General features: G+C 72.0%; 11 protein-coding genes. 2 read left to right on the top strand and 9 right to left on the bottom strand.

The annotated features are described in order from the left end of the window. Window positions 1-3 precede the first annotated feature (3 nt). Entirely contained in the window at window positions 4-1491 is a 1488-nt protein-coding gene (gene guaB / locus L3i22_RS03610) for an IMP dehydrogenase (RefSeq protein WP_221325580.1), read from the bottom strand. A 120-nt stretch (window positions 1492-1611) separates the two neighbouring features. Here guaB and L3i22_RS03605 point away from each other — a divergent pair, with 120 nt between their 5' ends. Beyond that, window positions 1612-2007 (top strand): DUF5319 domain-containing protein, encoded by a 396-nt coding sequence (locus L3i22_RS03605; protein WP_203739646.1) that lies wholly within the window; start codon window positions 1612-1614, stop codon window positions 2005-2007. Between the two features lie 395 nt (window positions 2008-2402). Here L3i22_RS03605 and L3i22_RS03600 read toward each other — a convergent pair whose 3' ends face one another. Then, window positions 2403-3227, bottom strand: coding sequence for a response regulator transcription factor (locus L3i22_RS03600; protein ID WP_221325579.1), 825 nt, complete (start codon window positions 3225-3227; stop codon window positions 2403-2405). Between the two features lie 231 nt (window positions 3228-3458). Here L3i22_RS03600 and L3i22_RS03595 point away from each other — a divergent pair, with 231 nt between their 5' ends. After that, a complete protein-coding gene (locus L3i22_RS03595; RefSeq protein ID WP_221325578.1) occupies window positions 3459-3845 on the top strand; it encodes a WhiB family transcriptional regulator in 387 nt (128 codons plus the stop codon). A 159-nt stretch (window positions 3846-4004) separates the two neighbouring features. On the opposite strand, the gene L3i22_RS03590 is transcribed toward L3i22_RS03595, so the two are convergent. The 7 genes from L3i22_RS03590 to L3i22_RS03560 are packed head-to-tail and all read right to left on the bottom strand — an operon-like array spanning window position 4005 to window position 13156. Beyond that, complete coding sequence (locus L3i22_RS03590; RefSeq protein ID WP_221325577.1) at window positions 4005-5507, bottom strand: molybdopterin-dependent oxidoreductase; 1503 nt, start codon at window positions 5505-5507, stop codon at window positions 4005-4007. 29 nt (window positions 5508-5536) lie between these two features. Next, window positions 5537-7234, bottom strand: coding sequence for a pitrilysin family protein (locus L3i22_RS03585; protein WP_221325576.1), 1698 nt, complete (start codon window positions 7232-7234; stop codon window positions 5537-5539). After that, entirely contained in the window at window positions 7234-8925 is a 1692-nt protein-coding gene (locus L3i22_RS03580) for an insulinase family protein (protein WP_221325575.1), read from the bottom strand. Before L3i22_RS03580 ends, L3i22_RS03585 begins: the two co-directional genes overlap by 1 nt. Next, window positions 8922-9866 (bottom strand): hypothetical protein, encoded by a 945-nt coding sequence (locus tag L3i22_RS53280; RefSeq protein WP_255657918.1) that lies wholly within the window; start codon window positions 9864-9866, stop codon window positions 8922-8924. Before L3i22_RS53280 ends, L3i22_RS03580 begins: the two co-directional genes overlap by 4 nt. 46 nt (window positions 9867-9912) lie before the next feature. Further along, entirely contained in the window at window positions 9913-11091 is a 1179-nt protein-coding gene (locus L3i22_RS03570; RefSeq protein WP_221325574.1) for an ROK family transcriptional regulator, read from the bottom strand. Between the two features lie 2 nt (window positions 11092-11093). Further along, window positions 11094-12356, bottom strand: coding sequence for a sugar ABC transporter permease (locus tag L3i22_RS03565; protein WP_221325573.1), 1263 nt, complete (start codon window positions 12354-12356; stop codon window positions 11094-11096). Further along, window positions 12353-13156 carry an ATP-binding cassette domain-containing protein gene (locus L3i22_RS03560; RefSeq protein ID WP_221325572.1) on the bottom strand — a complete coding sequence of 268 codons (804 nt, stop codon included), beginning with the start codon at window positions 13154-13156 and terminating at the stop codon, window positions 12353-12355. The genes L3i22_RS03565 and L3i22_RS03560 overlap by 4 nt, the downstream gene beginning before the upstream one ends. Between the last annotated feature and the right edge of the window lie 88 nt (window positions 13157-13244).

Genomic DNA, 13244 nt, shown 5'->3' with positions numbered 1-13244 from the left:
CTCTTAACGGGAGTGGTAGTTGGGAGCTTCGACCGTCATCTGGATGTCGTGCGGGTGGCTCTCCTTGAGCCCGGCCGCCGTGATCCGGATGAGCTGTCCCCGCTCCTGCAGGTCGGGGATGGTTTCCGCACCCACGTAGCCCATGGCCGCGCGCAGCCCGCCGATGAGCTGGTGCGCCACCCTGGACAGAGGACCACGATAGGGCACCTGACCCTCGACGCCCTCGGGGACCAGCTTGTCCTCGTTCACATCCTGCTGGAAATAGCGGTCCTTCGAGTACGACTTGGCCTGACCGCGGGACTGCATCGCGCCCAGCGACCCCATCCCCCGGTACGACTTGAACTGCTTGCCGTTCATGAAGATCAGCTCGCCGGGGCTCTCCTCCGAGCCGGCCAGCAGGCTGCCGAGCATCACCGTGCTGGCGCCGGCCACGATCGCCTTGGCGATGTCACCGCTGTACTGGATGCCGCCGTCGCCGATCACCGGCACCCCGGCCGGCGCACAGGCCCGGCTGGCCTCCATGATCGCGGTAATCTGCGGCACACCCACGCCCGCGACGATCCGGGTGGTGCAGATCGCACCCGGGCCGACGCCCACCTTCACCGCGTCGGCGCCCGCCTCGACCAGGGCCTTGGCGCCCGCGTACGTCGCGATGTTGCCGCCGATGATGTCGACCGTGACGTCCTTCTTGAGCCGGGCGACCATCTCCAGCACGGCCCGCTGGTGACCGTGCGCGGTGTCGACGATCACCACGTCCACCCCGGCGTCGACCAGGGCGCGGGCCCGCTTGTAGGAGTCGTCGCCGACCCCGACCGCGGCGGCCACGCGCAGCCGGCCCTGCGGGTCCTTCGCCGCGTTCGGGAACTGCTCGGACTTGGTGAAGTCCTTCACGGTGATCAGACCGCGCAGCCGGCCGCCCTCGTCGACCAGCGGCAGCTTCTCCACCTTGTGCTTGGCGAGCAGCTCGAGCGCCTCGTCCTTGGTCACCCCGACCCGGGCGGTGATCAGCGGGGTCTTGGTCATCACGTCCCGGACCTTGGCGTCCAGATCGCTGACGAACCGCATGTCCCGGTTGGTGACGATGCCGACCAGCACACCCTGCTCGTCGACGACCGGGGCGCCGGAGATCCGGTACCGCCCGCACAGCGCATCGACGTGGTGCAGGGTGTCGTCCGGACCACAGGTGATCGGGTTGGTGATCATGCCGGACTCGGACCGCTTCACCAGGTCGACCTGGGCCGCCTGGTCCTCCACCGACAGGTTCCGGTGCAGCACGCCGATGCCGCCCTGGCGGGCCATGGCGATCGCCATCCGCGCCTCGGTGACGGTGTCCATGCCCGCCGAGAGCAGCGGAATGGACAGCTCGACGTTGCGCGTCAGGCGAGTGACCGTGTTGACCCGGCTGGGCACCACGTCCGACTCCCCGGGCTGCAGCAGCACGTCGTCGAAAGTCAGACCGAGGGGAACAGTGCGAGCGCTGTCAAATTCCACAGATCATCCCTAGGCAAGAGGCGGAGTTGTCCATCCTACCCATCCTGGACGGGGGCACCCTGGCGGCGGACAGAACGTGCGGGCCAGCACACACCACCGCGAGGTGAGTACGGTATGGGGGTGCAAGAAGAGCCGATCGACCCGTTCAACGGCGACCCCGCCGACCCGGCCGCGGAACTCGACGACCTCAACGAGGACGCCGAGAACGAACCGCTGACCGAGGACGAGCGGCAGGACGTCCTGGAGGATCTCTCCGACCTGGAGATCTATCAGGCCTTACTGAGCCCGACGGGAATCCGCGGGCTGGTCATCGAGTGCGAGGACTGTCACGAGCCGCACTACTTCGACTGGGACCTGCTCCGCGGCAACCTGCGCCACCTGTTGAGCAGTGGCCGCCCGCGGGTGCACGAGCCGGCCTACGACCCGGACCCGGATCACTACGTGACGTGGGAGTACGCGCGTGGTTACGCCGATGGCGTACACGACACACTCACCGAGGGCAGCGACGACGACTGAGGATCAACTTCAAGATCTTCATTGCCCCGGTCCGCCGGGGTACAGATCGTCGCTCCCGCGGGGACCCTTCCGGGCCTCGCAGGGCGCGGGGCGCCCAGAACGCGAGACCCTCCAGGGCGACGTCCGCGGGTGGGCACGGTTTCAAAGGACCCCGCGACGCGGATGCCGGTCCAGGCCCGGCCGCGGGGAACGGTTTTCCGCAACCACCCACGGACATCGCCCTGTAGGGCTTTGCGTTCTGGACGCGCCAGCGGCCAGCAAAGCCCGGAAGGGTCCCCGCGGGAGCAGCGATCAGTTATTGGCCGCAGCCGAGGCAATGCAGAATTTGACCTTCGGGGTAAAGCGGACCGGCGAGGAAAGATCTCCCCCGCCGGTCTTGGAGCTGCTGTTTCCGTTCAGGCGACCAGGCCCGCGCGGAAACCGGCCGCCACCGCGTGCGCCCGGTCGCGCGCGCCGAGCTTGCGGAACAACCGCCGCGCGTGGGTCTTCACGGTGTCCTCGGAGACGAAGAGCTCGCGGCCGATCTCCGCATTGCTCTTCCCGTCCGCCATCCCGCGAAGCACCTGCAGCTCGCGCTCGGTGAGCGTGAGCCGCCGCCCGGCCGGCTGAGCCTCGCCCATCTCGTTGCCCGGCCAGGCGACCATCGGCCGGCCGGTGGCCGGGTCGATGGGCGCGTCGCCGCGCTGGGCCGGGACCATCGGCGAGTTCGGCAGCATGGCCGGGACGGCGGCCGCGTTCGGCGCACCGACCATGCCGTACTGCCCACGGGTCGCGGGCGAGTTGTTGTTGCGCATTCCGCCGGCCACGGTGGCCGGCTGCGCGTTGCCGTTGATCGGCATGCCCTGCGGGCGTACCGGCAGCAGTAGTAGGAGCAGCGCCTTGGCGACGACGCTGACCAGGTCGTGTTCGACGCCGCGGATGACACCGCGGGCGCCGGCGGCGACGGCCGCCGCCGCCACCCGGGGGTCTTCAGCGCCGAAGAGCACCAGCTGGGCCTGCGGAGCCCGGGCGAGTACGCGCCGGGTGAAGCCGACGCTGTCGGGTCGGGTCACGGCGGTGTCGGCCAGGACCACTTCGGCCGGCCGTTCCGCCAGTCGGATCATGGCCTCGGTCTCGCTGACCGCGGTCCGGACGACGCCGGTCATGCCGAGCCGGGCCGCGGTGGACGCGACGGTCTGGGCCGCCAGCGGGGTTCGGACGCACACGAGGACGGTACGCACAGTGATCCTCCTTCTCTCTCAGAGGAGATCACGCGAGGGCCGCAGCATTACGCGCTTTAGATGGAAAAAACGGGAAAGAAAGGTATGACTTGCCACCTCTTTGCCACTGCGCTCGGAGAGACATCGACATGTTGCGTGTGAGCCGGCTTTCGCCGGGGTACACCCGCGTGAGGCCCGTCGAAGGCCCCCATGTCGACCAATCCGCGGTGCCGCGCGGTGAGGAGGGTGTTGATGTCGAACGTTCGCAGGCTGCCCGGTCCGATCGCCGACCTGTGGGACTGGCAGCGACTGGGACTGTGTCGGGGCCGGGACAGTGCGCAGTTCTTCCACCCCGACGGTGAGCGCGGGTCGTCCCGCAACCGCCGCGAGGCGAAGGCCAAGACGATGTGCGGCGCGTGCCCCGTGCGGGCCGAGTGCGCCGCCCACGCACTCGCGGTGCGCGAGCCGTACGGGGTGTGGGGAGGGTTCAGCGAATCGGAGCGGCTGCGGCTGCTCGCGGTCGGCTGGGAGGACCTGGCCGATCGTCACGGCCGGGTCGACCTGCTCCGGCTCGAGGCACGCCTCGGCCGGCCCCACAAGTCGGCGGTGCCCGCACAGCGGCAGGCACCGGCGGCCTGAGAACGCCCGGTACGCGGCATCACCACACGACTGGCGACACGGTCCTCCCCAGGGGGCCGTGTCGAGTGGTTCAGCGGTTCTTCAACCGCATTGGTGGACATGCAACCCACCGTATGAGCGACTTGCGTTTTCGAGTCGGACCGAAAGTGCGGCTTTCAACTAGCTGACGGAGACCGTCACCTGGTGCCATCCGGTGGCCCCGTCCGGGGCCGGATCGGCCAGGTCGGACGTCTGCGTGTAGCCGTCGAGATCGGTCGCCCGGACCCGCAGCACGTGCTCGCCGGAGGACGCCGTCCAGGTGTGCTTCCACTGCCGCCAGGTGTCGTCGGAAACCGCCGGCGCCAGCGACGCCGTCTCCCAGGCCCCGTCGTCGACCTGCACCTCGACCTTGGCGATGCCCCGGTGCTGAGCCCAGGCCACGCCGGCCACCGCGACCGGGCCGGGTTTGCGGGACGCGTGGTCGCGGGGTGTGTCGATCCGCGACTCGGTCTTGATCGGGCCCTGCGCCGACCAGCCGCGCGGCACCCAGTAGGCATCGAAGTCAGAGAATCGAGTCAGCTCGATCTCGGTGATCCACTTGCACGCCGAGACGTATCCGTACAGTCCGGGAACGATCATTCGGACCGGGAAGCCGTGCTCGACCGGCAGCGGCTCGCCGTTCATCCCGATCGCCAGCAGCGCGTCCCGCCCGTCGCGCAGCGCCGCGGTCGGCGTGCCACAGGTCCAGCCGTCGGTCGAGCGCTGCACCACCTGGTCCGCCCCGGGCAGCGGATCCGCCTCGTCGAGCAGCGCCTTGATCGGGGTGCCCAGCCAGAGCGCGTTGCCGATCAGGTCGCCGCCGACCTCGTTGGAGACGCAGGCCAGCGTCACGTACCGCTCGACCATCGGGCGCTGCAGCAGCTCCGCCCAGGTGATCTCGATCGGGTTGCGGACCATGCCGTGGATCTTCAGGGTCCAGTTCGCCGGGTCCACCTGCGGGGAGATCAGGGCGGTGTCGATGCGGTAGAAGTCCGCGTTCGGCGTCACGTACGGCACCGCGCCCGGCACCTGCGCGCCGGCCGGGACCACCGGGGGTGGCTCGCTCGCCGCCGGGAGGGTGAGCTCTTTCCGGGCCTCGGTGGCGGCGCCGCGCGAGGTCAGCCAGCGGCCGGCCGTCCCGCCGCCCACCGCGACCGCGGCGACGATCCCGACCTGCTTGAGGAAGCGGCGCCGGGCCTCCGGATCGGTCTCGTGCGACGCCCCCTCCAGACCGAGCAGGTGCCGCAGCACCCAGACGGCCAGCGCCGCCCCGACCGCCGACGGGATCCCGGCCGCCACGCCGGCGCCCGGGCGGGTCACCGCGGCCGCGATCCCGACCACGCCGAACAGCGCGATCCCGGCCAGGGCGAACGGCCGGCGGCGCGCGGCGAGCACACCGACGCCGTACGCGTAGAGCCCGAGCAGCACCGCCGTGCCGGTGAGCAGCGCGGTCTTGTCGTGGGTGCCGAACGTCGCGATGGCGAAATCCTTCACCCCGGGCGGCACGTGGTCGACGACCACGCCGCCGACCGCGACCAGCGGCGCCGAGCGTGCTCCGGCGAAGACCGCGAGCAGTTCCGCCACCCCGAGCGCGGCCGCGGCCGCCGCCACGCCGGCCAGTCCGGCCCGGATCGATGTTCTCACCGGGCCATCCTGCCTCGCGAAACTGGAAGTCAGCTGGCGCGTAAGCGTTTCGTAAGGCGATATGCGCCATAGGCGGCGCCGGCCGCGAGTCCGAGACTGAACACGGTCACGCCGATCCCGTAGGCCCGGTCCTCGGACTCCACCACCGAGGCGATGCCCATCAGCAGGCCCAGCCCACCGCAGGCCAGGACGACCAGGATCAGCACGACGAGCAGGGTGATCAGCGCGCCGTGCCCGGTCCGCGCGGGCCCCGGCGCGGGGACGGGCCCGGCGGGTGGCCGGGGCGACGGGATCCGGGACGGGTCGCGGGCCGGCATCGCGACGCGCAGCTCGGGACGCACCCGGCTGTCCAGCGCGGCCACCACGGCGTAGCCGTAGCCGAACAGGGTCGGCTCGATGTGCACCTGGATGCCGTCCTCGCCGACGAACCGGCGGGCGCCGTCCGGCCAGACCAGCACGGCCGAGCACGCGTCGAACCGCACGGTGGTCACCGACTCCGGGTCGACCGCGCTGACCCCGTGCTCGCCGGCGATCAGCCGTCGTTCGGGGCGTTCCAGCGAGGCGTACGACGTCCCCGGAACCGCCTCGGGCGAACTGTCCGGCGCCGCGGTGTACCCGGCCCAGTCGGCCGTCGTGCGCCCCGGCGTCATCAGCAGCCCGTCCTCGACCGCGACCCGGCCCACCTCGGCGACGTCCTCCGGGGTGATCGCGCCCAGCTCGGCCAGCACCTCCTCGGCGCTCTGCACCGGCCGGCCGGCGAGCAGGTTGAACGCCTGCCCGGGCAGCCGGGCGCCGATCTCCTCGGCGTGCGCCAGGTCCTCGCGGCGCTGGTTCACCACGGCGGTCACCTCGGCCGGGTCGATCCGGCCGGCGCGGACCGCGGCCAGCACGTCGACGAAGCCGCCGAGCACCGCGTCCTGCTTCTCCGGCAGCGCGTCGGCGAGCGCGGTCAGCACCGCGGTGCCGTCACCGCGCGGGTCGTAGTCGGTCTGCACGGTGTAGGAGAGGCCGCTCTCCTGACGCAGCGAGCGGAACAGCGCCCGCTCCAGCACGCCGGTGAAGACCGAGGCGGCCGGCCGGCGGGGCACGACCGCGTTCCAGGCCACCACGTTGGACGGCCCGTGGAAGTAGGCCGGGCGGACCGGAAGGGCGGACGACGGCCGGGGTGCGGGGCGGCGCTCGCCGGCCGGCAGGGTCAGCCGCAGCCCGGCCGGCACCTCCGCCCCGGCGATCCAGAGCACCGCGTTCTCCCTGGTGAACCAATGCGCCACCCAGGCCCGCAGGTCGTCCGGGGTGAGCCCGGTCAGGCCCCACTCCGGGTAGGCGGGCATGCCGTAGTCCCGGGCGCCGTGCCGCCACAGGGCCAGCCCGTCGGTGGCGCCCTCGCCGCGCCCGTTCTCCTCGGTGCGCAGGATCTCCTTCTCCACCTCGAGCCGCCGCATCGGCAGGTCCTGCAGCCCGGCGCAGACGCCGTTGAGGAACGTGACGATGTCCGCCTCGGCGCCGCGCATGTGGAAGTAGGTGTGCTCCACCCCGGTCGCGCCGTTGTAGTGGTAGTCGGCCATCCCGAACGAGTGCAGCGCGAGGTGCTCGACCAGGTGGGTGATGCCGCGCCGGGCCAGCGGCTCGTCGGCCAGGCCGACCCGGAACGCCAGGCCGGCGTGCATCGGCCCGGTGGTCGGAGCGAGCAGCGTGGGCACCCCGTCCACGTCGAGTCGCCGGACCATCAGCGGTTCGCCCAGCGTTCGCGCAGCTCACGCACGCCCTGCCGGACGAGCTGGAGCAGTACCCCGACGATCAGGACGCTGCCGCAGACGACCACCAGGTCCTTGGCGGTGGTGCCGTCCCCGGTGAACGGCCGTCCGTTCATCACCTGCCAGAGCCCGTAGCCCGCCACGGCGAGCAGGAGAAGACCGAAGGGAACAAAGACCAGAACTATGAAGTACGGCCGGATCCGCTCCCGGAGACCCATCTCGGGCTTGGGCGGCGGCTGCGGGACGCGCTCCGGATCCCGGGCCGGCATCTCGATCCGCAGGCCGGCCGGCACCCGCGCGTCCACGTCCCGGGTCACCGCGGCGGCGGCCCGGAACAGCGACGGCTCGATCCGGGCCACGATCGCGTCCTGGCCGATCAGCTGCCGGGCACCGTCCGGCCAGGCCAGCACGGCCACGGCCTGGTCGTAGCGGACCGTCGCGGCCTGCTCGCCGATCACGTGGCTGACCCCGTCCGGGCCGCTGACCAGGTGGTGCCGCGGGTCGCGGATGGCGCGGTGAGCCCGGCCGGCGATCGTCGACTCGGAGTGGGTCGGGGCGGCGGTGTAGCCGGCCCAGTCGCCGGTGGTCCCGGCCGGGGTCATCAGCAGGCCGGCGTCGTACGCCGCCACCGCCACCCCGGCCACGTCCTCGGCCGACACCGCGCGGACCTCGGCGACCGCCTCGTCCAGGTCCTTCAGCTCCCGGCCGGCGAGCAGGTTGAACGCCTGCCCGGGCAGCCGCCCGCCACGGGTGTCCGCCTCGGCCAGCCCGTCCGCGGTCAGGGTGCGGACGGTGGCCACGTCCTCCGGGTCGATTCGGCCGGCCCGCATCGCGGCCAGCAGGTCGACCAGGCCGCCGAGGGCCGCCTCGCGCTTCTCCGGGAGGGCGTCGGCGTACGCGACGATCCGCGCGGTGCCACCGGCCCGCGGCTGGTAGTCGGTGCGGACCGTGTACGAGATGCCGTCGTGCTGCCGCAGCTCCCGGAACATCTGCCGTTCCAGCACGTTGGCGAAGACCGCGGCGCGCGACTCCCGGGGGACCACCGCGTCCCAGGCGACGTCGCTGTCCGCCCCGGTGAACCAGGCCGGGCTGCTCGGCAGGGCCGAGGACGGCGTCCGGGCCGGCTGGCGCTCGCCGCTGGGCAGGTGCAGCTTCAGCCCGTCCGGCACCTCCGCGCCGGCGATCCAGAGCGCCGCGTTCTCCCTGGTGAAGTACCGTCCGATCCAGGTCCGCAGCTGCTCCTCGCCGATCCGGTCGAGACCCCACTCGGGGTAACCGGTCAGGCCGAAGTCGCGGGCGCCGTGCCGCCAGAGCGCGAGCGGGTCGTTGCCCCGCTCGTCGGCGCGCAGCCGCTCCCGGGCGGCCGCGATCCGGGCCGGGTCCGGCTCGCGCAACGCGTCGCAGACCGCGCCGAGGAACCCGGTGATCTCCTCGGCCGTGCCCTGCACGTGGAAGAACGTGTGCTCGGCGCCGGTCGTGCCGTTGTGCTGCTGGTCGGCGGTGCCGAGCCCGTCCAGCGCCAGGTGCTCGACCAGGCGGGTCAGGCCGCGCAGCGGCAGCGTCTCGTCCGCCACCCCGACCCGGAAGACCAGGCCGGCGTGCATCGGGCCGGTGGTCGGCGCGAGTACGGCCGGCACGCCGTCCACCTCGACCTGGGTGATCATGCGGGGCTCCCGGCCGGCAGCGCACGGGCCCGGAACTGGCTGATCACCGTGGCCGGGTCGCCGAGGTAGCGCCAGGGCGACTCGGTGGCCAGGTCGCCGAGGGCGGTGAACAGCGAGCCGACCGCCGGCATGTCGTCGACCATCGCGAAGTACGCCGCGAAGGTGTTCATCACCAGCACCCAGCCGTGGGTCCGGCGGAACTCGGGGTGCCAGACCGAGCGGCGGGCCGCCTCGTACACCTCGCCGCGGACCGCGTCCGACATCACGTAGGCGCGCCGGGCCGCGGCGCCCTCCAGCTCCAGCCAGTGCTCGATGTGCACCTCGGGGATCAGCACCGCGTTCAGCGCGCCCTCCGGCGCCGCGGCGGCCGCCTCCCGGGCGAACGCGTGCCCCTTCTCCCAGCTTCCGCTCCACTTCGGACAGAGCTGCTGCAGCAGCTGGAGCTGGCCGGGCAGGTGGTGTGGGCTGACCTCGGCGAGCCGGTCGTAGCGGCGGCGCGCCTCGGACTGGCCCAGCTCCAGGCCGCGGGCGGTGGTCAGCCGCGCGGACCAGACGGCCGGGTCGTCCGGGGTACGCGCGGCCGCGTCGATCAGCACCATCTCGGCCTGCCGCAGCCCGTCGTGGAAGCGGGCGAACTGCTCCTTGCCGACGTGCTGCGCGCGGGCCGCGGTCCGGATCGCCCAGGCCGCGGCGATCAGGTGCTGGCCGAGCATCGCGGCGGCGGCGCTGTCCGCGGGATCGCCGGCGAGCACCCCGCGCAGCAGCTCCGCACACCCGGCGACCTCGCTTCCGGCCCGGATCAGGTAGTCGCGCTCGACCGGCTCGGCGACGTCGAGCATCGTGCGCGCGGCGGACCAGTCCTGGGCGGTCAGGAGGGAGCGAAGTTCGGCGATCTTCGGGTACGCGACGGCCACGTCCAGGACCGGGTGGTGCGGGGGCATGCGCGGCAGCATAGAGCTTCTCGGGCGATCCGCGCGTCCCGGGTGATCAGGAGACCAGTGGATCGTCGAGCAGGCGATCGAACGCCAGCTCGGCGGCCCCGATCAGGGCCGCGTCCGCGCCGAGCTCCGGGGTGCGCAGCCGGACGTGTTCACGGCAGGCGGGCAGGCCGACGGCGTTCAGCCGGCTGCGGATCTGGGCGGCGGCGACCAGGTACACGTCCCGCAACGTGCCACCGAAGATCACCACCTCCGGATTGAAGATGTTGACCAGGTTGCCGACGCCGAAGCCGATCCAGTCGCCGACGTGCCGCAGTGCGTGCTGGGCCTGGCTGTCCCCGCGGACCGCGGCGTCCACCACCTCGAGCACGGCGTCCCGCCCGGTCCGGTCCTCCCGGCCGGACAGGCGCAGCAGCGCGTGCTCGCCGATCTCGGTCTCCCAGCAGCCACGGGACCCGCAGTCGCAGGGCCGGCCGTACGGGTTGACCACCATGTGGCCGACCTCGCCGCCGTACCCGCCGTGCCCGGTGACCCGGCGCCCGCCGGCCACGATGCCGGCGCCGACACCGACGTCGCCGTACAGGTAGATGACGTTGTCGCAGCCCACCGCCGCGCCCCGGGCGTGCTCGGCGAGCGCGCAGACGTCGGCGTGGTTGCCGATGCTGAGCGAGCCGGGCGCGCCCAGCTCGGCCCGCAGCGCCGCGCCGACCGGCTCCTCGACCCAGCCGATCGTCGGCGCGAGCCGGACCATGCCGTCCTCGCGGCGCACCATGCCGGCCACCGCGAGCCCGCTGCCCACGCAACGGGAGTCGTCGCCGACCTGGTCGTGCATCGCCCGGACGAACCGGGCCAGCGGCTCGACCGCCTCGTCCGCGCTCATCCCGGGCGGGCGGACGGTCTCGTACTGCTCCAGGATCTGCCCACCCAGCCCGACCCGGGCGGCACGCAGGCGATCCACCTCGATGCTGAGGGCGTACGCGAAGATCTTCTCCGACTCGGGCCGGACGACCAGTGACGGTCGCCCGGCCCGGCCGGTCTCCTTCGGCACCGCCTCGCTGACCAGCCCTGCGGTGATCAGCTCGCCGGTGAGTGCGCCGATGGTGCTGCGGTTGAGTCCGAGCCGGGTGGTGAGTTCCGCCCGGGACGTGGCGCCGTGTACGTGGACGTACCGCAGCAGTGTCCCGAGATTGTGTCGGCGAACCTCTTCCTGGCTGGGGCCCGCGCGCATCGTCAGCGGTTGCCGGTAGCCGCGGCCCGGCGCCGTGCGAGGGCGTCGACGCCCGCCGCGATCAGCAGGATGATGCCGGTGAACATGTAGCGCGTGCCCGACGAGAAGTCCATCAGGAACATGCCGTTGTCGATGACCGCGATGACCGCGCCACCGATCACCGCGTGGATCACCTTGCCCTTGCCGCCGAAGAGGCTGGTGCCACCGATCACGGCGGCGCCGACGGCGTACAGCAGGGTGCTGCTGCCACCGGTGTTCGGGTCGACCGAGCCGGCCCGGCTGACCAGCATCACGCCGCCGACCGCGGCCATGAACGAACCGATCACGAAGACCGAGATGCGGATCCGGTCGACCGGGATACCGGCGCGGCGGGCCGCCTCGGCGTTGCCACCGACGGCGTAGACGTGCCGGCCGTACGTGGTGCGGCCCAGGATGAACGTCCAGAGCACCAGGAAGCCACCGATCACCGGCGCGGCGATCGGGACGCCCTTGAGCGTGGCGATCGCGGGGTTGATCGCCCGCTCCTGGGTCAGGATCGCGGTCGAGACCAGCAGCAGCGCGGCGATGCCGGCCACCCGCAGCAGGATGATCCCGATCGGCTCGGTGACCAGGCCACGAGCCGCCCGGCCGCGGTAGCGCAGGAACTGCACCAGTCCGAACGCCGCGACCGCCGCGAGGGCGAGGCCCCAGCTCCACCCGACCGGGAGGCTGTCCTTGTTCAGCGACTTGATGAAGCCGTCCGGGATCGAGATGTTCTTGCCCTCGCCCAGCAGGTTCAGCAGCACGCCCTGGAAGGCGAGGAACGCGGCCAGCGTGACGACGAAGGACGGGATCCCGACCTTCGACACCAGCAGGCCCAGCAGCAGGCCGATCACGACGCCGGTGGCCAGCGCGGCGGCCAGGGAGAGGCCCTGGTTGTAGCCGTGCTCGGTGAGCAGGATGGCCATCACCGCGCCGCACACGCCGGCGGCGAAACCGGCGGACAGGTCGATCTCGCCCAGCAGCAGGACGAAGATCAGGCCCATCGCGATCATGATGATGCCGGCGGCCTGGTTGAACAGGTTCGCGAAGTTGCCGGCGCTGAAGAAGGTGTCGCTCCGGGCGCTGCCGAAGATCGCCACCAGGATGACCAGGCCCAGCACGGCGGGCAGTGCGCCGAGGTCGCCGCCCCGGATCCGGCCGATGTAGTCCCGGACGTGGGTGCCGACGGTGGGCTTGACTACCTTGACGCCACCGGCGGTCTCAAGGGTGGGTGTGGTGGTCACTGATCCGCTCCAGGCGTGATGTCGACGAAGTCGGTGGGCTTCTCCGGCGGGAGGCCCAGGTTGCCGCTGCGCCCGCCGGTGATCAGCTCGACGACCTGCGAGTGCGTGACGTCGCTGGCCTTGACCTGGGCGGCCATCCGGCCCAGGTAGAGCGCGGCGATCTGGTCGGAGACCGCGAAGACGTCGTTCATGTTGTGCGAGATCAGGACCACGCCGAGGCCGTTGTCGGCCAGCCGGCGGACCAGCTCCAGAACCTGGGCGGTCTGCGCCACACCGAGCGCGGCGGTCGGCTCGTCGAGGATGACGACCCGGCTGTTCCAGAGCACGGCCTTGGCGATCGCCACGGTCTGGCGCTGACCACCGGAGAGGCTGGCGACCAGCTGGCGCAGCGACTTGACGGTGCGCACCGAGAGGCTGGCCAGGGTCTCGCCGGCCATCTGCTCCATGGTCGGCTCGTCCAGGACGATGCCGCGGACCTTCTCCCGGCCGAGGAACATGTTCTGGACGATGTCCAGGTTGTCGCAGAGCGCGAGGTCCTGGTACACGACCTCGATGCCGAGATCGGCGGCCTCGCGGGGACTGTGGATGGCGACCTGCTTGCCGTCGAAAGTCACCGTGCCCGCGTCGATCGTGTAGATGCCACTGATGCACTTGACCAGCGTCGACTTGCCGGCGCCGTTGTCACCGACGAGGGCGGTCACCTCGCCGGGGTAGACGTTCAGTTCGACATCGTGCAGGACCTGTACGGGACCGAAGCTCTTGTCGATCCCGCGCAGCTCCAAAAGGGGTGTCGCGGCCACGGGTGTTTCTCCTTCGTTCGGTGACCGGCCGTTCGGGGCCCGCCGGAACCGACTCAGGCGCCGCCCACGCGAAGGTGCGTGAGCGGCG

The sequence above is a fragment of the Actinoplanes sp. L3-i22 genome (assembly GCF_019704555.1).
Taxonomy (GTDB): Bacteria; Actinomycetota; Actinomycetes; order Mycobacteriales; family Micromonosporaceae; genus Actinoplanes.
The sequence above is the reverse complement of the archived record's forward strand: the minus strand, read 5'-3'. Positions and strand labels throughout refer to the sequence as shown.